We start from the raw sequence: 22,756 nt of genomic DNA on the forward strand, positions 1-22,756 counted from the left end.
CGCACGGGACATTCGCGCATAGGCTCACGGCATTGCTTCACGCATTGCACATGATGCCATTATGAAACGCCTGCCTCTGCTCCTTTTGTGCCTGCTCTGCCTGGCTCTGGGCTTTGGTCTCAGCGCCACGTTCCAGAACGCAGCGCTCGTCCAAGCGACACGCGACCTCGCGCCAATGGTCGCCGCAATGCTGCTTGCGGGTTTGATCCTCGTCCTGATCGCGATCTGGACAGGCTATCGGCTTGCCGGACGCTGGGTGCGCAAGACGCTGGGCGCGCAAGAGCACATGACAGAAACGGAAATGGTCACGGGCCTCATCGACCACTTCACCACACCCGACGGCATCGACAACCCGACACCCCAGGATCGGCGTCACGCCGCCATGGTCAATCTCGGACTGTGGCTCGCCCGGCGCGAAGCCGTGCAATTTTCCTTCAACGCAACCGTGACAGTGGTGGGTGGGCTGGTGGGGGCGGCAACGCTGTTCCTGCTCTACGAACAGAACCAGAAATTCGACATCCAGAACGAACGGATCACCCTGCAGACAGACGCCAACATCACCCAAAGCCTCCTGATCGAAGGCGCACGCCGCGCCGCGCTTGCTGGCGACCTCACAGAGTTGCTGGCCGATATCCGAGACGTGACCGATCCGGCAAACAACCATCCGAATTGCCTTGAATCACAGCGATCTCCCTGCTGGATCATTGCCAACGAAAACGCCCCCGCGGCGCGCGTCGGACCCTCCGGCTTCCTGACCCTCTCAGGGAACGCGTTTCACGTTTCCTCGTCCGCAACACGCCATATCTTCTGGCGCGGTCCAAAGGGGCCGATATCGACTTTGACGCGCCCCTGCGCGATCAATTCGACTTTCCGACGGTCAGCCCGGAACGGGGCCAGATGCTTCAGGCGCTTGTCAGCGCCAACGTGGCACTGGCAGGTCTGGACTTCTCATGGGCGCAACTGGACGGCGCCGATCTGAGTGCCGCTGATCTCTCTGGCGCCAGCCTGTCCAACGCCGACTTCCGCGGCGCCATCCTCGGCAACGTCAAGATCATCTCGTCAAATCTGCGCGCGGCCAATTTCGAAGATGCCGTGCTGTTCTTTGCACAGCTCGACCGCACCTTTCTGTCCGGCGCCAACTTTTCCGATGCTTCGCTCAATCTCGCCTCCTTGAAAGAGGTCAACCTGTCCAAGGCGAACCTGCGCAACGCCGACCTGACGGATGCGAACCTGCAAGGTGCGGATCTGTTTCAGGCGGATCTCATCGACACGCAGTTGACTGGCGCGGATCTCACCGATGTTGATGCATCGGGCACGAACCTGACCGGGGCATGGGCATGGGCCGACGACCTGCCGACCGGAATGGCTGACATCTCCCGGATTTCGCTGTGCGTGTACCCGGGGGATGTGGCCTCGGTCACCCCGATGGCGCTCGATCGTCGCGGCAAGCCCAGCCCCTGCGTGGCGCCCGATGGCTGATGCCGCCGCACAGCGCCTTCGGATGTGGAAGCGGCGGCGCAAAACAGTGAGGGTCGGCGCGACACCACGGCGTCTGTTCGACGGCCCAAGACCGTATTCCTTGCCCGGCCGTTCACATTGAAAATTCTTATGTGAAAGCGGTGTGTTAACCCTTTCTGTTAACCATTTGCGACCGTTGCAGGCAAAATACGCAATTTGGGGCGCAAAACGCGCAGACTCCAGAATTCAGCCGATTTGGGATGGTTTTCGGGCCTCCGAAACATCGCAGTTTCTTAGGCAAAATATGCAGTTTGGCATGGTTGCTTTGGCGTGCGACCACGCAATTCACCACGGACTGCCCAGGTTAACACAGCGTACGCCGGGGCGGTCAAAGCCCGTCGAACCGCGCCTTCTGGATCGCCGTCCAGCGCACGTCAAACTCGAAACCGTCCTCACCCTGACGCTCGGCCTGCACCACGTCCTGCTCGAACAGCCACGCGCGTTTGCGGCCCTCGGCATAGGGCAGCACCAGCGTCTCTTCGGTGACGGCGCCCTGCAACGTGTCAGCCACATCCGCCAGCAGCGCATCAATGCCCTCGCCCGTGATCGCCGACATGGCGAACACGTCCTCGTCACGATCCGCACGCGCACGCACTGCATCGGCCTCGTCATCAGGCAACAGATCAATCTTGTTCCAGACCTCGACCATCTCGCGCCCTTCACCGACACCGAGATCCGTTAGGATGGTGCGAACATCTTCCGCTTGTGCCTCAGTTTCCGGATGCGAGATGTCACGGACGTGCAGAATGATATCGGCCGCCAGAACCTCTTCCAGCGTCGCGCGGAATGACGCCACCAGTTCAGTGGGAAGGTCCGAGATAAAGCCCACAGTGTCCGACAGGATCACCTCGGGGCCATCCTCCAGCTCGACACGCCGCATGGTCGGGTCCAACGTGGCAAAAAGCATATCTTTCGCCATCACATCTGCACCGGTCAGGCGGTTGAAAAGCGTGGATTTTCCGGCGTTTGTATATCCCACCAACGCCACAATCGGATACGGCACCTTGGCCCGCGCGGCGCGGTGCAGTGTGCGCGTCTTGACCACCTTGTCCAGCTGCCGCCGCAAGCGAACAAGTTGAGTATCAATGGCGCGGCGGTCGGCCTCGATCTGCGTCTCACCGGGACCACCGACAAACCCCAGACCACCCCTTTGGCGTTCCAGGTGAGTCCAGGCGCGGACAAGGCGCGTGCGTTGATAGCTCAGCGCCGCCATCTCCACTTGCAACACACCCTCACGGGTGGCGGCGCGGTCACTGAAAATCTCCAGGATAAGGCTGGTCCGGTCGAGCAGCTTGACCTTCCACGCCTTTTCAAGATTGCGCTGCTGCACGGGCGTAACCGGCCCGTCGATCAACACAAGCTCAACGTCGGCCTCTTTGATGCGCTCGGCCAGTTCCTCGATCTTGCCGGATCCGAACAGCAGGCCAGCGCGGACGCGCGGCAGCGGCACAATCTCGCTGCCCACCACCTCAAGCTCGGGCAGCGCATGGGCCAAAGAAATGGCTTCGGCCAGCGCGAATTTCGCTTCGCGCCGGTTAGGATCGGATTTGATATCGGGGTGGAGCACCCAGGCGCGGGTAAACTCCGGCAACTCACCCATCAAGAAGCGTCTTCGCCCTCATAGAGGCTGATCGGCTGGCTTGGCATGATGGTCGAGATGGCGTGTTTATAGACAAGCTGGCTTTGTCCATCCCGGCGCAACAGGACGCAGAAGTTGTCGAACCACGTGATAACCCCCTGCAATTTCACACCATTGATCAGGAAGATGGTCACGGGCACCTTCGTCTTGCGCACGTGATTCAGAAATGCATCTTGTAAATTCTGTCGGTCCGAAGCCATGTCGGTTAACCCTTTTTTCTTGCTAGGCCTGCGGATCAGACCGTCCCTCCGGACGGAGTATGTATTGGGGCTTGGGAAGATTCCAGCCCAAAAAACAGTCCGTTACGGACCTACCGCAAAGGCCCGCCTACCCGCGCCACAAATCGGGTGTGAAAAGGGCGATGATCGCAAGCGTCTCCAAGCGTCCCAACACCATGGCCGCGGTAAAGATCGCCTTGGCTGCATTGTTCAACTCGATCAATGCGATCGGTGCGTCCGTAGCCACCCCCAAAAGTGGTCCCGTGGTCGACAGCCCCGACACCGCAAGGACAAGGGCGGTGTCAAAAGCAACGCCCGTCAGGGTCAGCAAGATGGTGATCAACGCCAGGGTGAGCGCAAAGAGCATGAAGAAGATCCACGCAATGAACGCCCCATCCTTTTGCAGCCGTCGCGCGCGCGGCCCCGCGCTGCTGACAGACGACGGATGCACCAGCCGCTCCATCTCGCGCACGCCATTGCGATAAAGTGCAAAAACACGCAGCAGCTTGACGCCTCCGGCGGTGGTGGCGACGCCCCCACCGATCAGCGCCAGCCCCATCAGCAACAAACCCGGGGTCTCCAACCCAGACCACGCCTGTGCATCCACCCAATTGGCCGAGGCAAAGCCGGTCGTTGTCAAGAAAGACAGCACGGTGAATGCACTGCCCCAAAGCGCCCGCGCCGCGTCAGCCACATCACTTTCGGCAGCAACGTCAAAAGCCCCAAGGAAATGGCGGAGAAACAGGAAAACCGGCACCGCGATGACAACGGCCACACCGATGCGAAACTCCGGGTCCTGCACAAGCCCACCGGACTCCGCCGTGGTCGTGTCCGTTGAAAAGGTCAGACGCGACAGAGCAAACAGCATGAACAGCAGCATCACCGCCTCTCCCGCCATGCCCGAGCCGCCGCCACCCAGCCCGCCAACCGGCGAAATGCCGGACGTCGCCAGGATCGCCATCGCGTGGCACAAGGCAACAAGTCCGGCATCTCCGCCCGCCGCCAGAAGCACCCAAAGCAACATGGTCAACCCGGCATAGATCGGGATCAGGACAGCAGACACCTTGGCCAAACGCTCCCGCACTTCGGGGGCCGTCATGCCGATATCACGGCTGGCGCTGCGACCTGGTTCGGCCCGCGCCGTCACCTCGAACCCCCCAAGGTTCAGCGGGGCGAGAATGGCAGATGCCGCCACCCACATCATCAACCCACCCAACCAGCCGACAATCGACCGCCAAAGATGCAAGGTGCCATTCAACCGGTCCGGATTGTCGAACATGGTCGCACCGGTCGTTGTGATAGCGCTCACCATCTCGACATAGGCATTCAGAAACGTGGTGGTGCGCAGCCCCTCGTAGAAGGGAACGGCAAGGATGACCGGCAGAATGGTAAAAGCGCTCATAAGCGACAACAGCGGACCCAGGGTGCCATGGCGCGGATCGCGGCCCGCATGCGCCAGACCGATCAGTGCAAAGGTCACCAGCCCCAGGAGACCAGCATACAGAAAGGCCCGCGCCGCCACTAGATCGCGCACGATACCGCCGTAGACTGCGGGCACCAGCATGGCCGCCGAAAACACGCCAATCAGCAGCAGAAACAGCGGCAACCGCAGAACGGAGGCCCAGAACGGTTGCCGCGGCTGCGTGCGTCCCTGCATCAGAAAAAAGTCGATGGACACCTGCATCAGGCGCTCCACCTCTGGCACGTCGGTGGCCAGCGCAAAGATGGCGATCACGTCGCCCTCGTCGATGCGGGTGCTGCCCACGGGTCGGATCACGTCATCACCCTTGCGGACCGCCCCGACCAGAACCCCCTCGGGGAAGTCGATCTCGTTGATCTTCTGACCGGCAAGAGGTGAAGTCGACAACACCTCGGCCTCGATCACTTCGGCATCGGCATCCCCGATGGAATAGACGGACCGGACGCGCCCATGCCGGATGTGACGCAGGATGGACGACACGGTTGTGGCGCGCGGATTGATATACGCGTCAATGCCAAGGGGGCCCATCATCGGCACCAGCGTAGGGTCGTTGATCAAGGCAATGGCATAGGGACAGCCCTCGGCCTTGGCACGCACGGCGGCCAGCATGTTGGTCTTGTCATCATCGGTCACAGCCAACATGGCGTCAGCCCGCGACACGCCCGCTTCAGCCAACAGGGTCACGTCCAGACCGTCCCCGTTCAGTACGATGGTGCGCTCCAGCGCCTCGGCGGCCAGTTCCGCGCAACGCCGGTTACGCTCAATCACCTTGGCGCGCACGCGGCTCGCCCGCTGTTCAAGCGCGCGGGCGACGGTCAAGCCGACATTGCCCCCACCCACAAGAACCACACGCTCTTGCTTGCGCATGGTCTTGCCAAACACTTCCATGGTGCGCGGCACGTCATCCACATGGGCAAAGACATAGGCTTCGTCCCCCGCAAACAACTGGTCCGAGGCGTCAGGGGCAAACAGCACCCCGTCCCGCCGCACGCCAACGACGACAACGCGCAAGGTCGAAAACAGGTCGGTCAGCTGGCGCAAAGGTGTATTCAAAACCGGGCAATCTGCATCCAATGCAATGCCCAGAAGCTGGGCCTGCCCATCAATGAAAAGCTCGGTGTCGAATGCGGCGGGCGCGCTCAGACGTTGCAAGGCCGCAGCGGCCACCTCGCGCTCCGGCGAAATCACCACGTCGATGGGCATGTGATCCCGGCGATACAGGTCGGAATAGATGGCGGTCAGATAGGACTGGCTGCGCAGACGTGCGATCTTGCGGTTTACCCCGAAAACGGAATGCGCCACCTGGCAGGTGACCATGTTCACTTCATCTGAATAAGTCGCAGCAATGACCATGTCGGCATCCCGGGCGCCGGCACGTTCCAGAACGTCCGGATAGCTGGCAAAGCCCGCCACGCCCTGCACATCCAGCGTGTCCGTGGCACGACGCACCAGATCGGGGTCATTGTCGACCACCGTGACATCGTTGCGCTCGCCCGAAAGGTGGCGTGCAATCTGCCACCCCACCTGGCCAGCCCCGCAGATGATGACCTTCATCCATGTCCCCGTTTTGACGTGCCGCAACGCGGCACATTCAGCCTCTTTGCATGACAGAGAGGGCGCAGGGGGTCAACGTTTGCGCAAAACCTGCCGAAGGGTCATTCGTGAATTGTCAAATCTGGCAAGCTTGGGCAAGATTGGACCATGCGCGCCATCGTCACCCTTCTCGCACCTCTGGTGCTTTCCGGCTGCCTGCCGCTGTCGACTTACTATGCGGAAGGCGTCAGTTTTGCCCAGTTCGAACGGGACAACACCAATTGCGACGTGCGTGCTGTGCGCGATGCACCTGTTGCAAACCAGGTTCGTCAGGGGGCACCGATCTACGTTCCACGCCGGGTCTGCAACAAGGACGGGCATTGCTACAGCCGTGGCTACTGGATACCCGGTGATGTCTACACTGTTGACGTCAACGCCAATCTGCGTGCACGGGTCAAGGGCCAGTGTATGGGTGATCTTGGCTACCGGCCCGTCGAAATACCTGCATGTACCGAAGGGGTTGCAAGTGCCGCCCCACCCGGTCCATCAACCATCCTGCCCCGGCTCAATGCCCGCAGTTGCGCCATTCGGACCGGCGATGGCCGGTTCCGCATCGTTACCCAAGGACAATCATGACCACAGATCTCGCCCGGGCCAAAGCCGTCGTGCTGGCCCATCACGCCGCCCTCGGGCGCGCCGAACCCGGATGCTGCGCAACCACACTTTCGCAACATTTCCTGCCCGACACACTGTGGCGCGGTATGCACCCATTCCATGAACAGCACGGTCCCCAAGCGGTCGCTGACACGTTCTGGTCCCCCTTCCTGACGGCCATGTCACGTGTGCAGCGGCGCCAGGACATCTTCTTTGCCGGGCACAACCATCTGGATGAAGGCGGCGGCACATGGGTCGCATCCATGGGCCATCTCATGGGCCTGTTCGATGCGCCCTTCCTTGGTATTCAGCCCACGCGCAAGATCGCCATGGTCCGCTATGCAGAGTTTTCGCGGGTCGAAAATGATCGGATTGTCGAACAGGCTTTGTTTGTCGATCTCTTGCATCTGATGGCACAAGCGGGTCAGTACCCCCTGCCCGGCATGACGGGCGCGCAGCTGGTTCAGCCCGGACCGATGACACATGACGGCTTGCTGTTCGACAATCAGGACCCGGCCATAGGTCAGGCCACGCTCGACCGTATTCATGCAATGATGGACGCGATCACGCGGGCCAACACGACCGAGGATCCGCCCCTCCCGCAGGAAGAACTGGCCCGGGATTGGCACGATGACATGATATGGTGGGGGCCGACGGGCATCGGGGCCACCTACACGATTGACCGCTATATCGAACAACACCAACGCCCGTTCCGCACGCAACTTGGCGATCGCACATTCAACGGGCATATCTGCCGTATGGCCGAGGGGAACTACGGTGGTTTCTTCGGCTGGCCGAACCTCACGATGGAATGCACCGGCCCGTATCTGGGCCTGCCACCGTCTGGCAGGAAGGCGGACATGCGGGTTGTCGATTTCTATCGCCGTGACGGGGACAAGCTGGCAGAGAACTGGGTGTTCATCGACATCCTGCACTTCCTGAACATGCAAGGGCTGGATGTGCTGGCGCAACTGGATGTGCGCAAAGGTTAACGCGATTTAACCTTTGCGATTCTCAACCACCTGATTTCAAATGATTTTGCAAATCTGTCCCCGCGGGGACAGATTTTGAGCTTCGGTTGCGCTTAGCTTGCCTGCGCCTCTTCCTCATCCAGATGCGCCACGCGCGCACCAGCCTTGGACGAGGTTACAACCCCCAAAGACTTCAACTTGCGATGCAGGGCAGACCGTTCCATGCCAACGAAGTTCGCCGTCCTGCTGATATTCCCGCCAAAGCGATTGATCTGCGTCAGCAGATACTCCCGTTCAAACGCCTCGCGCGCCTCGCGCAGTGGCAAGGTCGCAAGGGCACCGGACAGAACCACGCGGCCCTCTTCTCCGGTAGGCTCCTCCGAGCCAGGCAATTCCTTCGCATCAATCGGACCGGTTCCGTCGCCAAGGATCAAAACCCGCTCAACCATATTCTTGAGCTGCCGCACGTTGCCGGGCCATATCATCGTCTGCATCAACGCCGCTGCATCTTCACTCAGATCACGCTTGGGCAGACCCTGTGCCGCGTTGCATTCGTCGATGAAATGCTCTGCCAGAACCGGGATGTCCTCGCGCCGCTCTTCAAGGCTTGGCACCGCAATCGGCACCACGTTCAGACGGTGATACAGTTCCTGCCGGAACGTCTCGGCTGCGATGGCCTCTTCCAGATCGCGGTTGGTGGACGAGATAACGCGCAAATCCACACGCACCTTGTCATTGCCACCCACCCGCAGGAATTGCTGGTCCACAAGCACGCGCAGGATCTTGGATTGTGTGCCGATGGGCATGTCCGCCACCTCATCGAAATAGATCACGCCCCCATGCGCCTGCTCCAGCAGGCCGGGCTCAACACCACGCTCGCCGCCCTCTTTGCCGAACAGAACCTCTTCCATGGTCTCAGGCGCGACGCCCGCGCAATTCACGGTGACAAATGGCGCGTCGGATCGGTTCGAATTGGCGTGGATGTAACGCGCGGCCACTTCCTTGCCCGACCCGGCAGGACCCGTCAGCATCACGCGACCATTGGACTTCGTGACCTTGTCGAGTTGTGAGATCAGCGCACGGAAACTGGCCGACGCGCCAATCATCTTCGCCTGGGCCACCTCGGGGCGACGCAGGCTCTGGTTCTCGCGACGCAAACGCGAGGTTTCCATGGCGCGGCGAATGACAACCAGCAACTGGTCTATATTAAAGGGTTTTTCGATAAAGTCGTAGGCGCCCTGCTTGATGGCTGCCACCGCGATCTCGATATTGCCATGGCCCGAAATGATGACCACGGGAACACCAGGGTTGTCCCGCTTGACCGCCTTGAGAATGTCGATCCCGTCCATCCGGCTGTCCTTGAGCCAGATGTCCAAGATCATCAGCGCAGGCTCCTCAGCCTCAATCTCGGCCATGGCATCATCGGAGTTGCCTGCAAGCCGGGTCGTAAACCCTTCGTCCTTGAGGATATCCGAGATCAACTCCCGGATATCCCGTTCGTCGTCCACGATCAGAATGTCACTCATACTGCTTCCTCTTCCTCAACTGCTGGTGCGGATGCCATGACGGGCAGCGTGATCACAGCCATGGCTCCGCAATGGGTTTGGCCCTCGAACAGGGCCGCATCTTCGAGGGTCAGGGTGCCCCCGTGTTCTTCGATGATCTTTTTGACGATTGGCAGGCCAAGGCCGGTGCCTTCGTCCCGGGTGGTCACGTAAGGTTCAAACAAGCTCGCCCGATCTTCAGGCAGACCGATACCATTGTCCGAAATTGCGATCACAGCACCGGTTGGACCGGTCTGCATGGCAACTTCGATACGAGGTGAATGCCCATTCGGAAATCCATTTTTCCCTAAACTTTCAATAGCTTCCCCGCCGTTCTTTACAAGGTTTGTAAGGGCTTGCGAAATCATGGTCGCATCCACTTCGGCGTAGATGGCCATATCGGGCAGATCGGCCACGATATTTACCCCTGGTTGACCGGATTGCTGCAGAACCACGGCATCCTGTACCAGTTTGGTCAGGTCATGGCTTTTGCGATCCGGTTCGGGCATGCGGGCGAATTTTGAAAACTCGTCGACGATGCGCCGCAGATCGCCCGTTTGACGTACGATCACATCGGTCATCTGTTCGAGGCTGTCGCTGTCCTCGCCCACCCTGGGGCTGAACTTGCGCTTGATCCGCTCGGCGCTGAGCTGAATGGGGGTGAGCGGGTTCTTGATCTCGTGTGCGATGCGGCGGGCAACATCGCCCCACGCCGCCATGCGTTGCGCCGACACCAGGTCAGTCACGTCGTCAAAGGCAACCACGTAGCCTTCGAGCTGCCCCTCGATACTGCGACGTGTCGCCATTCGGACCAGCAGGTTTTCGAGATGACCGCTGCGCGTCACCTTGACCTCACCTGTTGCCACCTCTTGTGGACCGGCCTTGAGCAGCGCAAAAAGCGCCGCGAATTCAGGGACTGCGACGGCAAGTGGCACAGCCTCGCGCCCTTCTTGCCAGTTCAGAAGCTGAGCACCGGAGCGGTTTACAAAGGTCACCCGTCCACTGGCATCCACACCAACCACCCCGGACGTCACAGAGCTGAGCACTGAATCGAACAAGCGCCGCCGCCGTTCGATCTGCTCGGTGTTGGCGAGCAAAGTGTGACGCTGACCTTTGAGCTGCCGGGTCATCTGGTTGAAATAGCGGCCCAGCATGGCGATTTCGTCGTCGCCTTCTTCCTCGCGCACCTGCACATCGAGGTCTCCGGCCCCAACCCGCTGCGCCGCACCTGTCAGGCGGCCAACCGGGCCTGAAAGACGCTCGGCGAACCACAAACCCAACCAGATGGCTGCAAGGATCAGGATGACCGCAAAGCCCAGATACAAAAGGCCGAATTGGAACAGCACCGTACCCCGTTCGCTTTCAAGCTGCTGATACAGCCGCACCGTTTCCTTTGTCTCGTCCAGCAGAGACAGGATTTCACCGTCGACCTCGCGGCTGACATAGAGGAAGCGATCCACGTAGCTGGCCAAGGGAACAAGCGCGCGGAATTCATTGTTGGTCCAATCCTGAATCACCAACCCGCCCGTATCGAGGGATTGCGAGATTTGATCCGTGGAGGGTCGTTCAAAATTGAAGAGGTAAGAGCGGTCGCCTCGGGCACGTAGTTCGCCCGTGCCATCAACCAGGAACGCTTCGCGCAGACCGCGTTGCACCTGCACCTGCCCTTCGCTTAGCACTTCGCGGTCACCGACCACCTGCGCCCCGCGCACCGTATCGATGTAGCGTCCAAGCGCCCGCGCATCTGTGATCAGGTCGGTCCGCTGTTCCGATTCGTATGCTTCGGCCGCGGCAAGCGATGCTCCGACCACGCGGCTGACGCGATCAGAGAACCACCCTTCAAGCCCGATGTTTACCGTCAGCCCTGCAAACACCGCGACGGTCACGGTTGGAATCAGAGCCAGCAGCGCGAAGACGCCAGCAAGCCGGAGGTGCAGCCGTGAGCCCGCTGATTTCGCCCGCCGCGCCGCAATGAGACGGGCAATCTGCGACAGCACCAAAGCGCCCAGAACAAGGACATAGACAAGGTCAGCAAGCAGAACGAGCCGCAAAGACAGGGCGTTTGCACCCTGATCGAGCGGTCCAAGAACAAGGAATGTAGCAAGGGCGAGGACGGGGCCGAGAAGCACAAGGCCCAAGGTCGCCGCATTGCGCACCCGTCTGCGTCGCCGCAGACGGCCGAGCGTCAACCACCAGCTGGTGCGTGTTCCGGATGCCACGTGGCCCGACCTCGATGATGTGGCACCTTCGGTGCCGTACCGCCATATCCAGTGATCCGGGGGACAAGTGCGCCCCATCGGCCACGGGTTGTGTGGCAGTATTACATCAACTTACGGCGGCGTGTCACCTCAATATCCAAATCTGTAATTTTCTTGCGCAACGTATTGCGGTTGATGCCGAGCAGGTCCGCGCATTTCGCCTGGTTCCCACCTGTCGCATCGAGGGCAATCTCGATCAGCGGCGCCTCAACCTCGCGCAGGATGCGTTGGTAGAGGCCCGGAGGCGGCAGCATGTTGCCGTGCAGGTCGAAATACCGTTTGAGGTGGCGCCCTACTGAGGCCCCCAGCTTTTCTGTATCGCCCGCACTGCGGATCGGTTCCAGCTCGGGTTGGCTGCCCAGCACCTGCTCTACCTCGGAGGCTGAGATTTCAAGAGCGCGGCTGGTGAGCCCGAGACGGCGGACTGCGTTTTCCAGTTGGCGGACATTGCCGGGCCAGGAATAAGTGCGGAAAATCTCGGCTGCGGCGTCTGAAAGTGCTCGGCGCGGCTGGCCGGTCTTTTCCCCCTGACCAGGAAGTGCTCTGCCAGAAGCGGGATGTCATCGACCCGTTCGCGCAGTGCCGGGACGTTCAGCGTGGCCCCGGACAGACGGTAGTACAGATCCTTGCGCACCTGCCCCGCTTCCATCGCGGCGGTCAGGTCCGTTTGCGAGGTGGCAAGGAAGCGTGGGACATATTCGCCCGGCGTGTCCATCATCCGCACGATGCGGGCCTGGATTTCCTCGGGGATGTCACCGATTTCGTCGATCAGAAGTGTGCCGCCCTTGACCCGTGCCAGCACCCGCGCAGGGCCTTCGAGGTCTTGCAGCTCGGCTGCCGTGACAGTGACAAACGGAAGCGTACGCCGATCGGAGAAGTCGTGGATGGCCCGTGCAATCAGGGATTTGCCCGTACCGCTTTCGCCCCAGATCAGCACCGGAAGGTCGGTGTTCATCACCCGTGCCACGACACGGTAGAGCGCCTGCATGATGGCCGTGCGTCCGACGAGAGGCAGTTCATCCGGACGGTCGCTGTTCTCTTCCCTTGCGGGCGCATGGGCCTTTTGCTCAAGCGCCTTTGCCGTGCGTTTCATCAGGTCCGGCAGGTCGAAGGGCTTGGGCAGGTAATCGTAGGCTTCGGCTTCGGCGGCTTGGATCGCTGTCATGATGGTGTTCTGCGCGCTGATCACGATAACGGGCAGGCCTGGGCGATCCTCGCTGATCTTGGGCAGCATTTCGAGGCCATTGCCGTCCGGCATCATCACGTCCGAGATCACAACGTCGCCCTTGCCCTCGCCCACCCAGCGCATCAGCGTGGTCAGGCTGGAGGTCGCGTGCACCTTGCACCCGGCGCGGGTCAGCGCCTGGGTCAGAACGGTGCGGATCGTGCGGTCGTCATCAGCGACAAGAACGGTGCCATCCATATGCTAGTCCTTTGTTTGGTCAGGGCCCGGTTGGGCAGATTTGGGGGCGCGCGGCAGGGACAGGCGAAACACCGTCTTGCCGGGCACGGAGGTGACTGAAATCCAGCCGCCGTGGTCGGAGATGATCTTGGACACGAGGGCAAGGCCAAGGCCGGTGCCGTTTTCCTTACCCGACACGAAAGGGTCGAAGATGTCGGCAGCAATGGCGTCCGGCAGCCCCGGGCCGTCATCGATGATCTCGACCTGCAGGGGCAAGGATTGACCGGCGCCATCGGCGCGGCGCAGGCGGAAGGAATGCTCAAAGTAGCTATGCAGGCGAATGGTGCCACCGCCTTTGCCCGCGGCCTCCGACGCATTCTTGAGCAGGTTGAGCACAACTTGCAGCAGTTTGTCCGGGTCGCCGTAGGCTAAAGGCAGCGAGGGGTCGTAATCCTCGATAATCTTCATCTCGGCCCCGAACCCCAGCAAAGCGGAGCGCCGCGCGCGATCCAGCACGTCGTGGATGTTCACCGGCTTTAGGTCGGGAGGCGAGAGATTGCCAAACTGCTCGACTTGTTCGAGCAGTTTTACGATGCGCCGCCCCTCTTCAACAATCAGGTCGGTCAGTTCCAGATCCTCGGGTTTGAGGTTCATGCTGAGCAGTTGCGCCGCACCCGTGATACCTGCGAGCGGGTTCTTGATTTCGTGAGCCAGCATCTCGGCCATGCCGATGGCGGATTTGGCGGCAGACTTGACCGAATGGTTCTGCGTCATACGCCCAGACAGCTCGCGGGGCGAGATCATCAGCACCATGTGATCTGCCGCACCGATCAGGGGGGCGATTTGCAGCGCGCATTGCAGGGGCGCGCGCCCACCGTGGCCCACATCCACGTCATTCACAAAGAGAGGCGTACCGTTCTTGCGCGCCCGCGCGAGGCTTTCTTCCAGAGGCGCATCCACGGCCAGTTCATCCCACAGCGGCAGGCCCTTCATTGTCTTGGCGGACGCGTTAAAAAAGCCCTCGGCCGCCGAGTTGATATCGACGATATCATCATGTGGCCCGATGATGATGACCGGCACGGGCAGCGAGGCCCAAAGATCCCCTGCACCGGTCATGCTGCTGCCACCCCGGTTTCGGGGCACAGGGCACGGGGCAGCAAATCCATCGTGGCCTTGGGCGTCTTGGCCGTCAGGACGGCACGACGCAGGTCGGCGGGTGTGCATGCGGTGTCCATGAACCAGCTTAGGTGCTTGCGCGCCACCCTTAGACCCAGCAGTTCGCCATAAAAGCGCAACATCCCGTCATAGTGGGCCATTACCATTTCGGCAAAGGCATCCCCCGTGGGCACGTTCGGTGCGGGCGTGCCGTACAGCGCGTGCGCAACCTCGGCCAATAGCCACGGTTTGCCCTGTGCACCCCGTCCGATCATCACTCCATGTGCGCCAGACTGATCCAACGCTTGCTTTGCCGTGGCGGCGTCCACGATGTCTCCATTGGCAATCACCGGGATGTTCACCGCATCAACCACCGCGCGGATCGCAACCCAGTTGGCGTTGCCCTTGTAGAACTGGCACCGCGTGCGGCCATGGATCACGATTTGCCGGATGCCCGCAGCTTCGGCCCGCGCGGCAATCTCGGGCGCATTCATCAAGGCGTCGTCCCATCCCAAACGGGTTTTGAGGGTCACCGGAATATCGACCGCATTCACCACTGCCTCGATCAGCGTCAACGCGTGATCCGGGTCGCGCATCAGGGCAGATCCGGAATACCCGTTCACCACTTTCTTGGCAGGACATCCCATATTGATGTCGATGACTCGCGCGCCCTGCCCGGCGACCATCTTGGCCGCTTCGGCCATCGGTGCCGCTTCTCGTCCGGCCAATTGCACTGCTGTGCCATCAGCCCCCAATCCCAACTCAGCCTTTTCGCGGCTTCCGGGGCGCGCGTTGAGCATATCGTGGCTGGCCACCATTTCAGACACGACCATACCGGCCCCAAACCGGGCCACGAGGGACCGAAATGGAAGATCGGTGATTCCGGCCATCGGGGCCAGCATCACAGGGGCTGTCATGTCGAGGGGACCAGTGGCCATACGGTTTGCCTAATCCTTGTGCGATACTGTCTGGTATTGCACGTGCGGGGTTTTCTCAATCACTGCAACGCTGTTTCCGCACTCAAGGCTGACGTGTTGCCTAAAATTTAGGCATAACTTCTGGTCATGGACAGGCCGCACATCTCCGCCTAGAGATCAAGAATGAGTTGGAAAACCCAAGAATGAAGCGGGCCGCCGCCGTGATTGTCGCTGCGGGGCGCGGTACGCGCGCCGGGGGGGACGTGCCCAAGCAATGGCAAGACCTCGCTGGGCGGCCAGTTGTGTCATATACGCTGGCGGCCTTTGCCAAACATGACGGTATCTCTCAGGTGGTACTGGTTGTGCATCCTGATGACGACACGCGCGCATCCAATTTGGCACCTGCGGACGTGACGATTGTTCATGGCGGTGCGGACCGTGCTGCGTCTGTAAAGAACGGGCTGGCATCAGTGCAGGACGCCGAATTTGTTTTGATCCACGACGTGGCACGCCCGATGGTCACGACCCGGACCATATCGGCCGTTTTGGATGCACTTGTGAAGACTGCCGGTGCTGCGCCGGCCCTGTCGGTGACCGATGCGCTGTGGACGGGTGCCGATGGTCGCGTGACCGGCACGCGGAGCCGCGACGGCTTATACCGGGCGCAGACTCCGCAGGGCTTTCACCTTGAGGCCATCCGCGCGGCGCACGCGGCCCATCCCGGCGGCGCTGCGGATGACGTTGAGGTTGCCCGTGCCCATGGTTTGGCAGTTGCCATTGTCCCGGGTGATGAAGACAATCTGAAAATCACACACCCGTCGGATTTTGAGCGGGCGGAACGGATCTTGCGAGGGCGCGATGGACATTAGACTGGGCAACGGATTCGACGTGCATGCCTTTGGCCCTGGCGATCATGTGACACTGTGTGGCGTGCAGGTCCCGCATGATCGGGGTCTTGTCGGCCATTCCGATGCCGATGTCGGCATGCACACGGTGACCGATGCAATTTATGGCGCCTTGGCACGTGGCGATATCGGACAGCACTTTCCGCCCTCTGATCCGCAGTGGAAAGGGGCCGCGAGCGACATTTTCCTGCGCCATGCGGTGGGTTTGGCACGCGAGATGGGATTCGAGATATCGAATGTCGACTGCACCTTGATCTGCGAAGAGCCGAAGATCGGGCCACATGCTGCAAAGATGCGGGCCGTTATGTCCGAGATCATGGAACTGGACATTGATCGCGTGTCGGTCAAGGCGACCACGTCCGAACGTTTGGGCTTTACCGGGCGCGGTGAAGGCATTGCCTGCATCGCCACAGCAGCGTTGATCAAGTCATGATTGCACGGATTTTGGGCACCGCTTGTTTTGTGGGCTACATGAGGCCCGCCCCGGGCACGTGGGGCTCGTTGATTGCGTTGCCGTGGGGCTGGGCCCTGCATCAACTGGGTGGCTTCCCATTGCTCGCTGCCGCAACGGCCATCTATTTTGTCGCCGCTTGGTGGGCCACTGCACAGATGACATCGGGCGGCGGCGACCATGATCCTTCCGAGATCGTGGCGGACGAAGTGGTCGGCCAGTGGATCGCCCTGTTTCCGCTGAGCTACGCGGCGTGGGATCGTGGTTTGGACATTCTTGTGATGTGGCCGGGTTGGATTGCCGCCTTCGTGTTGTTCCGCCTGTTCGACATCTGGAAGCCGTGGCTTGTCGGCTGGGCGGATCGGCGCGGCGATGCGCTTGGCGTCATGCTGGATGACGTGATTGCTGGCGTGTTTGCGGCCATCGGCGTGCTGGCCCTCGCCGCACTGGCGCACGGGGTCCTGATGTCATGAGCCTTGCCGCAGAAGTCCTTGAATTTGCGAAAGATCGTGGGGACATGATTGCCACGGCAGAGAGCTGCACAGGTGGCATGGTATCGGCTGCATTGACCGACATTCCGGGATCGTCCGCGGTGGTTGAGCGTGCGTTTGTCACCTACACCAATCAGGCAAAGATGGACATGTTGGGTGTGGCGGCAGCAACCCTTGAAGCCCACGGCGCTGTCAGCGAAGAGGTCGCGGCCGAGATGGCAGAGGGTGCATTGAAACATGCACCCGTTCAGCTGGCTGTATCGATCACTGGGATCGCAGGACCGGGCGGATCAGAGTTCAAACCCGAAGGGCGCGTGTGTTTCGGCATCGCCGATGCCAGTGGCGTCCGCACGGAGACGGTAGAATTCGGCGCCCAGGGCCGTGACAAGGTACGTATCGCAGCACGGGATCATGCGCTTGGGCTTTTGAAAGCCGCGTTAGTGCCGGCCTAAGCGCCGCTTTTCTCCTTGCCCTATTTTTGTGCGAATACCTCAAAAAATCGCACAAAATAGATGCACTAACAAAAATGCCCTTAAAATCAGCACGCCTGACCCCACGCGCCTCTTTTTTCCGCAGGCGCTGTCAGCCAGACGACCCCGCATATAAAAATTCCGGAGGGGACAATGAACGGAGCCGATACCGCCTGGATCATCGTGGCAACCGCACTGGTGCTGCTGATGACGTTGCCGGGCCTTGCGCTATTCTACGGGGGCCTGGTGCGCGCCCGTAATGTGCTGAGCGTTTTCATGCACTGCTATGCCATTGCCTGCCTGATGAGCATTCTGTGGTTTGTGGCTGGATACTCCATCGCATTTGGCGAGGGCGGGTCCGGATACTGGGGTGGCCTGGGTAAGCTGCTGCTCAGCGGTGTGGATGCTGAGAGCCTGTCGGGCACCCTGCCCGAGGTGCTGTTCTTTGCCTTCCAGATGACATTTGCCATCATCACGCCCGCCCTGATCGTGGGCGCATATGTCGAGCGCATCGGCTTTGGCTTTGTCCTGTTGTTCTCCGCCCTGTGGATGCTGTTGTGCTATGCGCCGGTCGTGCACTGGGTCTGGGGTGGCGGCATGCTGGCCGATGGCGGCATCTTTGGCGACGTTGGGGTCAAGGATTTTGCCGGTGGCATCGTGGTGCACGAAACCGCTGGCATTGCAGCCCTCGTTCTTGCTGTCTTCCTGGGCGCGCGCAAGAACCAGACCACACCGCCGCACAACCCCGGCATGGTCATGATGGGCGCTGCCCTGCTGTGGGTCGGTTGGTTCGGCTTCAATGGCGGATCGCAACTGGCCGCTGACGGTGGCGCCGCCATGGCTCTGACCGTAACCCACATCTCGGCCGCGATGGCATCGCTGACCTGGGCGCTGTGGGAAAGGATCAAGTTCGGCAAGGCGTCCCTTGTTGGTATGGTCACCGGGACCATTGCAGGACTTGCGTCCATCACGCCTGCGTCCGGCTTCGTTGGTCCGGTTGAGGCGATGATCATCGGTGCTGTCGCGGGCATTCTGTGTCAGGAAGCCGTGAATCTGATCCGCAATGTGGTCAAGATCGACGATACGCTGGACGTGTTCGCCGTGCACGGTGTTGGCGGCATCTTTGGCACGATCATGATCGCTGTCTTTGGTGTAGGCAGCTGGGCTGCGCAGCTCGGGTCGCTGGTCATTGTCGGTGTCTTCACGCTGGTCGTAACGGTCGTGCTGATCTTTGTCGTGCGCGCCATCACACCGCTGCGCGTGGATGAAGAGACCGAGGTCAACGGCCTCGACCTCGCCGTACATGGCGAGCGCGCTTACGACGTTAGCAGCTGAGCAAAGGCTGGCAGGTCATCGTCTTTGATGGCCTGCGCAATCTGATCCGCCCGTGCGCCCACCAGCGCGCGGGCTTTTTCGTGGATGCGGTTGGCGCGGGTCTCAAACGGAAGAGGCGTGTCGAGGTCATGGAAACGCTCCGCCCCATCCACGATCACACGCGCCTGCATTTCGGTCAGGTCATCGACAGGCGACACGGTCACCCGCCCCCGCCACGACACAAGTTGAGGATCTTGCGCACAGGCATCGGTAAAAGCGCTGATGTTGCCCGTATCCATGCCATACGCTGTCATGGCCAGAACATGGGCGTAGGAAAATTTGGCCCCAAGACCGGTATCAGGCGCAGCTTGATTGCAGACGGTCATCCACCTTGGATGGGTATGCACCTCAACCCTCGTCGCATCACGCAGCGGAACGTCACGAACCGCTTCAAGGGTGGCATGCAGCCCATGACAACAGGCATGGAACTTGTGGCTGACAGCGCCCATGCGCCAAGCAAACGACACCGCGCGCCCTGCCCCGTGATGCGTGTCACCGAAACCAAGCGCGCCTGCGAGGCCATCAGGGGCCGCGGTCATTCCTGCTTGCGCCCACAAAGCCGCCTCTACCCCGGTGCGCGCGGCCAGCCCCGCATTCAACGGTTTGCCCATTGTCCCGAATTGCGACTTCAGCCCCGAGGCCATGGTCGAACACAGACCAAGCGCGTGGCGCATCTTGTCGTCGTCAAGGCCCAGAAGCCGCGCCGCTGCCATCGTCGCACCGAAGGCTCCCGCCGTGGCGGTCTGATGAAAACCGACCTGGTAGTGATCCCTGCCCAGCCATAACCCGACCGCAACAGACGCTTCCGCACCCACGAGCGCCGCATCAACCATGTCTCTCATTGACGCACCCCGCATCTGAGTCACCGCCAGCGCAGCCGGGATCACCGCAACGGACGGGTGTCCAATATGGGCAAAATGCGTGTCATCGTAGTCCAGCGCATGGGATAGCGTACCATTGACCAACGCCGCCTCGGCCAACGCGCCACCGCGCCCGTCAAAACGTGTTGCCGGTCCCCCCGTGGCCAGCGTCGCAGCCCAAGTATCGAATGCTCCGTCACGATGCCCCGCCATACCGCAGGCGGCCCAGTCCAATAGGGACAAACGCATCACCGCGCGTACATCCTCCTGCGGTTCAGCCAGCGCGTAGGCCAGAAGCTGTGCGGTAATGTCCATACTTCCCTGTTTCAAAAAATCCTCCCCGAAGGGCCGGGTTCAACCGGGCCGGTGCTATCCATAAAGCGCGGCCGCACGCCTCTCGAACGCCCTGACAATGCGCTGCATCGCCTCGTTGAATACAACTCCAATGATCCCTTGCAGAATGGCGTTCCTGAACTCGAAGTCCACGAAAAAGGAAACGTCGCATCCGCCTTCGGCATCCGTGAAAGCCCAGTTGGATTTCATGTAGCGAAAGGGACCATCAAGATATTCCGTATCAATCTTTTTGTCGGCGGGATGCAGCACGACGCGAGAACCGAACCGTTCACGGAACACTTTGAAACTTATGACAAGATCCGCCTCCATCACCTGACTGTCCCCTTGCTGCGTGACTGTACGCACGCGCGCTGCGGCACACCACGGCAGGAACTGAGGATATTCGCCCACATCTGCCACCAGATCGTACATCTGTTGTGCGGTGTAAGGCAGGAAGCGGGTTTCGGAATGGGTGGGCATTGCGGTAAAGGTGACCTTGAACAAGCGTTGCGCAGGGATGTGTCGCGGTTGTCATGCAAAATCAAGGGGAAGCGCATGTCAGAGCGGCCATATGTCATAGACAGAATGATCTCGGCCAAGGCGATTGCCGCCCGGATCGAGTCGCTCTGTGGCGAAATACAGGACGAGTTTGCGGGCACTGACAAATTGGTGGTCGTTGGGCTTTTGCGCGGATCATTTGTGTTCATTGCCGATCTGGTGCGCGAACTGGACCTGCCCATCGAGGTCGATTTCCTTGAAGCGTCATCCTATGGCGACGGGATGGAAAGCAGCCGAGAAGTGCGCATTCTCAAGGACTTACGCGGCGCAATTGAAGGGCGTGATGTGCTGGTCGTCGAGGATATTGTCGACACCGGCTATACCATGCAGCACGTCATCCGGCTGCTGAAGGGGCGCAAGCCATCAAAACTGCGCACCATTGCCCTGCTCGACAAGCCGAGCAAGCGCGAGGTTGAGGTCAAGGCAGACTGGACCGGTTTCGAAATCCCGGATGAATTTGTCGTGGGGTACGGGATCGACTACGCGCAGCGCAATCGCAACCTGCCCTATATCGGCAAGGTCCGGTTCACTTGAACAGCAGCACGACCCCCTTCCGTTGCGCAGTGCCGTTCCTCAAGTCAGCCGACCGCGCGTAGCGTGTCGGCTCATTGCGGGCCGTAGCCGCAATCGCATCAATAGCGTCATGCAAATGGGCGATTGCCACTTCCTGGGTACGCGCGTCCAAGCCGGCGATAAGCACCTCCAGCTTTTGGATGGTTCCCATTGAATCTGTCATGGGGCGCACTCCCACGTGTGTCGTTCATTTTTGATATGTGAAGCAAGCGCGAAAGCTGTCAAGGTAAATTGACACGCCTCCGATTTCTATTTCGCCGCAGCGCTGAACAGTGCATGGAAATCGTGGACAGGCGCACAATAATGCAGTTCCTTGAGTGCACAGGTGAGCCTGTCACCACAGACAATTGATGCATACTGACTGTTGCGCGATACGCCTCGTGCGCACAGAGCCGAGTGTCAGGCGAGTTTTGCCTGTCGGGCTGCGCGCAACCGAGCGAAGTCATCACCGGCGTGATAGGATGACCGCGTCAATGGCGTCGCTGACACCATCAGGAACCCTTTGCCATAGGCTGCTTTTTCGTAGGACGCGAATTCGTCCGGATGCACAAAACGGTCCACGCGGTGGTGTTTCGGTGTCGGCTGCAGGTACTGGCCGATGGTCAGGAAATCGATGTCAGCGGCGCGCATGTCTTCCATCACCTGGATGACCGATTGCCGATCTTCACCCAGCCCCACCATGATCCCTGACTTGGTGAACATGGATGGGTCCAGTTCCTTGACCCGTTGCAGCAGACGCAGGCTATGGAAGTAACGCGCGCCCGGGCGCACCTCCGGGTACAGGCCGGGCACTGTTTCAAGGTTGTGATTGAACACGTCGGGCCGCGCTTCGACCACCACTTCAAGCACAGAAGGGTCGCAGCGGATAAAATCCGGCGTCAGAATTTCGATTGTTGTCTCCGGGCTGCGGTGCCGAATGGCGCGGATCGTCTGGGCGAAGTGATCCGCCCCACCGTCCTCGATGTCGTCACGGTCGACGGAGGTGACGACCACGTGGTTTAGACCCAGCTTTTCAACCGCATGTGCCACGCGACCGGGCTCGAACGCATCCAGCGCTTCGGGTGGCTTGCCCGTTGCGATGTTGCAGAAGGTGCAGGCGCGGGTACAAACCTCGCCCATGATCATCATGGTGGCGTGGCCCTGACTCCAGCACTCGCCCACATTCGGGCACCCGGCTTCTTCGCACACGGTGACAAGCCCGTTGTCACGCATGATCTTGCGTGTGTCTTTGTACCCTTCACTGACAGGTGCCTTGACCCGGATCCAATCCGGCTTCTTGGGCTGCGGATTATCAGGTCGCCGCGCCTTTTCCGGGTGCCGCTGCTCGGGGATTTTCAGGTCGCGCATGGATCTCTGCCAATTGGTTCAGCGTTAAACTTGTTCTAACATAAAGACTTTCCCGCTGAATACCACGTGGCGCATGGCCGCTATGCACAGAGTGTGGAAAAAGCG

21 protein-coding genes and 2 pseudogenes are annotated in these 22,756 nt (G+C 60.6%); 10 read left to right on the plus strand and 13 right to left on the minus strand.

The window, feature by feature from the left end; all coding sequences use genetic code 11:
- The first annotated feature begins 61 nt into the window (after positions 1 to 61).
- Together ACZ1HN_RS15270 and ACZ1HN_RS15275 are read left to right on the plus strand one after the other, a co-directional pair.
- Entirely contained in the window at positions 62 to 979 is a 918-nt protein-coding gene (locus tag ACZ1HN_RS15270) for a hypothetical protein (RefSeq protein ID WP_472728121.1), read from the plus strand.
- Positions 898 to 1,479, plus strand: coding sequence for a pentapeptide repeat-containing protein (locus ACZ1HN_RS15275; protein WP_472728122.1), 582 nt, complete (start codon positions 898 to 900; stop codon positions 1,477 to 1,479). The genes ACZ1HN_RS15270 and ACZ1HN_RS15275 overlap by 82 nt, the downstream gene beginning before the upstream one ends.
- Positions 1,480 to 1,846: 367 nt before the next feature.
- Here the strand turns inward: ACZ1HN_RS15275 and hflX are convergent, their stop codons facing one another.
- The 4 genes and pseudogenes from hflX to trkA form a co-directional block, all read right to left on the minus strand.
- Positions 1,847 to 3,118, minus strand: coding sequence for a GTPase HflX (hflX, locus tag ACZ1HN_RS15280; protein ID WP_472728123.1), 1,272 nt, complete (start codon positions 3,116 to 3,118; stop codon positions 1,847 to 1,849).
- Positions 3,118 to 3,357 (minus strand): RNA chaperone Hfq, encoded by a 240-nt coding sequence (gene hfq / locus ACZ1HN_RS15285; RefSeq protein WP_007119530.1) that lies wholly within the window; start codon positions 3,355 to 3,357, stop codon positions 3,118 to 3,120. The genes hflX and hfq overlap by 1 nt, the downstream gene beginning before the upstream one ends.
- A 127-nt stretch (positions 3,358 to 3,484) precedes the next feature.
- Positions 3,485 to 5,032, minus strand: a complete 1,548-nt coding sequence (locus ACZ1HN_RS15290; RefSeq protein ID WP_299741688.1) for a TrkH family potassium uptake protein — start codon at positions 5,030 to 5,032, stop codon at positions 3,485 to 3,487.
- 3 nt (positions 5,033 to 5,035) lie between these two features.
- Positions 5,036 to 6,409, minus strand: a pseudogene (trkA, locus tag ACZ1HN_RS15295) (Trk system potassium transporter TrkA); the annotation flags it as partial.
- Positions 6,410 to 6,556: 147 nt separating this feature from the next.
- Here trkA and ACZ1HN_RS15300 point away from each other — a divergent pair.
- Both ACZ1HN_RS15300 and ACZ1HN_RS15305 read left to right on the plus strand, forming a co-directional pair.
- Positions 6,557 to 7,024 (plus strand): hypothetical protein, encoded by a 468-nt coding sequence (locus tag ACZ1HN_RS15300; protein ID WP_472728124.1) that lies wholly within the window; start codon positions 6,557 to 6,559, stop codon positions 7,022 to 7,024.
- Positions 7,021 to 8,034: an ester cyclase gene (locus ACZ1HN_RS15305; RefSeq protein ID WP_472728125.1), complete on the plus strand. Its 1,014-nt coding sequence runs from the start codon at positions 7,021 to 7,023 to the stop codon at positions 8,032 to 8,034. Before ACZ1HN_RS15300 ends, ACZ1HN_RS15305 begins: the two co-directional genes overlap by 4 nt.
- Before the next feature lie 92 nt (positions 8,035 to 8,126).
- On the opposite strand, the gene ntrX is transcribed toward ACZ1HN_RS15305, so the two are convergent.
- The 5 genes and pseudogenes from ntrX to dusB form a co-directional block, all read right to left on the minus strand.
- The gene (gene ntrX, locus ACZ1HN_RS15310) at positions 8,127 to 9,539 is read right to left on the minus strand and encodes a nitrogen assimilation response regulator NtrX (protein WP_299699608.1); all 1,413 of its coding nucleotides are present in this window, start codon (positions 9,537 to 9,539) and stop codon (positions 8,127 to 8,129) included.
- Complete coding sequence (locus ACZ1HN_RS15315; protein ID WP_472728126.1) at positions 9,536 to 11,776, minus strand: sensor histidine kinase NtrY-like; 2,241 nt, start codon at positions 11,774 to 11,776, stop codon at positions 9,536 to 9,538. Before ACZ1HN_RS15315 ends, ntrX begins: the two co-directional genes overlap by 4 nt.
- 101 nt (positions 11,777 to 11,877) lie before the next feature.
- A pseudogene (locus tag ACZ1HN_RS15320) lies at positions 11,878 to 13,238 on the minus strand (response regulator).
- Between the two features lie 3 nt (positions 13,239 to 13,241).
- Positions 13,242 to 14,333, minus strand: coding sequence for a two-component system sensor histidine kinase NtrB (locus ACZ1HN_RS15325; protein WP_299199091.1), 1,092 nt, complete (start codon positions 14,331 to 14,333; stop codon positions 13,242 to 13,244).
- Positions 14,330 to 15,310 carry a tRNA dihydrouridine synthase DusB gene (gene dusB, locus ACZ1HN_RS15330; protein ID WP_472728127.1) on the minus strand — a complete coding sequence of 327 codons (981 nt, stop codon included), beginning with the start codon at positions 15,308 to 15,310 and terminating at the stop codon, positions 14,330 to 14,332. The genes ACZ1HN_RS15325 and dusB overlap by 4 nt, the downstream gene beginning before the upstream one ends.
- Before the next feature lie 182 nt (positions 15,311 to 15,492).
- On the opposite strand from dusB, the gene ispD reads away from it, so the two are divergent.
- From ispD to ACZ1HN_RS15355, 5 genes are all read left to right on the plus strand, one after another.
- Positions 15,493 to 16,158, plus strand: a complete 666-nt coding sequence (ispD, locus tag ACZ1HN_RS15335) for a 2-C-methyl-D-erythritol 4-phosphate cytidylyltransferase (protein ID WP_472728128.1) — start codon at positions 15,493 to 15,495, stop codon at positions 16,156 to 16,158.
- On the plus strand, positions 16,148 to 16,627 hold the full coding sequence (gene ispF / locus ACZ1HN_RS15340; protein ID WP_299699594.1) for a 2-C-methyl-D-erythritol 2,4-cyclodiphosphate synthase: 480 nt from the start codon (positions 16,148 to 16,150) through the stop codon (positions 16,625 to 16,627). Before ispD ends, ispF begins: the two co-directional genes overlap by 11 nt.
- Positions 16,624 to 17,118, plus strand: a complete 495-nt coding sequence (locus ACZ1HN_RS15345) for a phosphatidylglycerophosphatase A family protein (RefSeq protein ID WP_472728129.1) — start codon at positions 16,624 to 16,626, stop codon at positions 17,116 to 17,118. The genes ispF and ACZ1HN_RS15345 overlap by 4 nt, the downstream gene beginning before the upstream one ends.
- Positions 17,115 to 17,588 carry a CinA family protein gene (locus tag ACZ1HN_RS15350; protein WP_472728130.1) on the plus strand — a complete coding sequence of 158 codons (474 nt, stop codon included), beginning with the start codon at positions 17,115 to 17,117 and terminating at the stop codon, positions 17,586 to 17,588. Before ACZ1HN_RS15345 ends, ACZ1HN_RS15350 begins: the two co-directional genes overlap by 4 nt.
- A gap of 171 nt (positions 17,589 to 17,759) precedes the next feature.
- Positions 17,760 to 18,941, plus strand: coding sequence for an ammonium transporter (locus ACZ1HN_RS15355; RefSeq protein ID WP_472728131.1), 1,182 nt, complete (start codon positions 17,760 to 17,762; stop codon positions 18,939 to 18,941).
- Here the strand turns inward: ACZ1HN_RS15355 and ACZ1HN_RS15360 are convergent.
- Together ACZ1HN_RS15360 and ACZ1HN_RS15365 are read right to left on the minus strand one after the other, a co-directional pair.
- A complete protein-coding gene (locus ACZ1HN_RS15360) occupies positions 18,923 to 20,155 on the minus strand; it encodes an MmgE/PrpD family protein (RefSeq protein WP_472728132.1) in 1,233 nt (410 codons plus the stop codon). The two genes, ACZ1HN_RS15355 and ACZ1HN_RS15360, sit on opposite strands and share 19 nt — an antisense overlap.
- 54 nt (positions 20,156 to 20,209) lie before the next feature.
- Positions 20,210 to 20,653, minus strand: a complete 444-nt coding sequence (locus tag ACZ1HN_RS15365; RefSeq protein ID WP_299744077.1) for a type II toxin-antitoxin system RatA family toxin — start codon at positions 20,651 to 20,653, stop codon at positions 20,210 to 20,212.
- Positions 20,654 to 20,728: 75 nt separating this feature from the next.
- Between ACZ1HN_RS15365 and hpt the strand changes: the two genes are divergently transcribed.
- Complete coding sequence (gene hpt, locus ACZ1HN_RS15370; RefSeq protein ID WP_299699580.1) at positions 20,729 to 21,265, plus strand: hypoxanthine phosphoribosyltransferase; 537 nt, start codon at positions 20,729 to 20,731, stop codon at positions 21,263 to 21,265.
- Here the strand turns inward: hpt and ACZ1HN_RS15375 are convergent.
- Positions 21,258 to 21,467, minus strand: a complete 210-nt coding sequence (locus ACZ1HN_RS15375) for a hypothetical protein (RefSeq protein ID WP_472728133.1) — start codon at positions 21,465 to 21,467, stop codon at positions 21,258 to 21,260. The two genes, hpt and ACZ1HN_RS15375, sit on opposite strands and share 8 nt — an antisense overlap.
- 236 nt (positions 21,468 to 21,703) lie before the next feature.
- Positions 21,704 to 22,651, minus strand: a complete 948-nt coding sequence (lipA, locus tag ACZ1HN_RS15380; protein WP_299596980.1) for a lipoyl synthase — start codon at positions 22,649 to 22,651, stop codon at positions 21,704 to 21,706.
- Between the last annotated feature and the right edge of the window lie 105 nt (positions 22,652 to 22,756).

The sequence above is a fragment of the Tateyamaria sp. GN1-10 genome (assembly GCF_055693845.1).

Coding starts and splice junctions, on each gene's coding strand:
- ACZ1HN_RS15270 (WP_472728121.1), top strand. CDS start 62: ATGAAACGCCTGCCTCTGCTCCTTTTGTGCCTGCTCTGCCTGGCTCTG.
- ACZ1HN_RS15275 (WP_472728122.1), top strand. CDS start 898: ATGCTTCAGGCGCTTGTCAGCGCCAACGTGGCACTGGCAGGTCTGGAC.
- hflX (WP_472728123.1), bottom strand. CDS start 3,118: ATGGGTGAGTTGCCGGAGTTTACCCGCGCCTGGGTGCTCCACCCCGAT.
- hfq (WP_007119530.1), bottom strand. CDS start 3,357: ATGGCTTCGGACCGACAGAATTTACAAGATGCATTTCTGAATCACGTG.
- ACZ1HN_RS15290 (WP_299741688.1), bottom strand. CDS start 5,032: ATGCAGGGACGCACGCAGCCGCGGCAACCGTTCTGGGCCTCCGTTCTG.
- ACZ1HN_RS15300 (WP_472728124.1), top strand. CDS start 6,557: ATGCGCGCCATCGTCACCCTTCTCGCACCTCTGGTGCTTTCCGGCTGC.
- ACZ1HN_RS15305 (WP_472728125.1), top strand. CDS start 7,021: ATGACCACAGATCTCGCCCGGGCCAAAGCCGTCGTGCTGGCCCATCAC.
- ntrX (WP_299699608.1), bottom strand. CDS start 9,539: ATGAGTGACATTCTGATCGTGGACGACGAACGGGATATCCGGGAGTTG.
- ACZ1HN_RS15325 (WP_299199091.1), bottom strand. CDS start 14,333: ATGACCGGTGCAGGGGATCTTTGGGCCTCGCTGCCCGTGCCGGTCATC.
- dusB (WP_472728127.1), bottom strand. CDS start 15,310: ATGGCCACTGGTCCCCTCGACATGACAGCCCCTGTGATGCTGGCCCCG.
- ispD (WP_472728128.1), top strand. CDS start 15,493: ATGAAGCGGGCCGCCGCCGTGATTGTCGCTGCGGGGCGCGGTACGCGC.
- ispF (WP_299699594.1), top strand. CDS start 16,148: ATGGACATTAGACTGGGCAACGGATTCGACGTGCATGCCTTTGGCCCT.
- ACZ1HN_RS15345 (WP_472728129.1), top strand. CDS start 16,624: ATGATTGCACGGATTTTGGGCACCGCTTGTTTTGTGGGCTACATGAGG.
- ACZ1HN_RS15350 (WP_472728130.1), top strand. CDS start 17,115: ATGAGCCTTGCCGCAGAAGTCCTTGAATTTGCGAAAGATCGTGGGGAC.
- ACZ1HN_RS15355 (WP_472728131.1), top strand. CDS start 17,760: ATGAACGGAGCCGATACCGCCTGGATCATCGTGGCAACCGCACTGGTG.
- ACZ1HN_RS15360 (WP_472728132.1), bottom strand. CDS start 20,155: ATGGACATTACCGCACAGCTTCTGGCCTACGCGCTGGCTGAACCGCAG.
- ACZ1HN_RS15365 (WP_299744077.1), bottom strand. CDS start 20,653: ATGCCCACCCATTCCGAAACCCGCTTCCTGCCTTACACCGCACAACAG.
- hpt (WP_299699580.1), top strand. CDS start 20,729: ATGTCAGAGCGGCCATATGTCATAGACAGAATGATCTCGGCCAAGGCG.
- ACZ1HN_RS15375 (WP_472728133.1), bottom strand. CDS start 21,467: ATGACAGATTCAATGGGAACCATCCAAAAGCTGGAGGTGCTTATCGCC.
- lipA (WP_299596980.1), bottom strand. CDS start 22,651: ATGCGCGACCTGAAAATCCCCGAGCAGCGGCACCCGGAAAAGGCGCGG.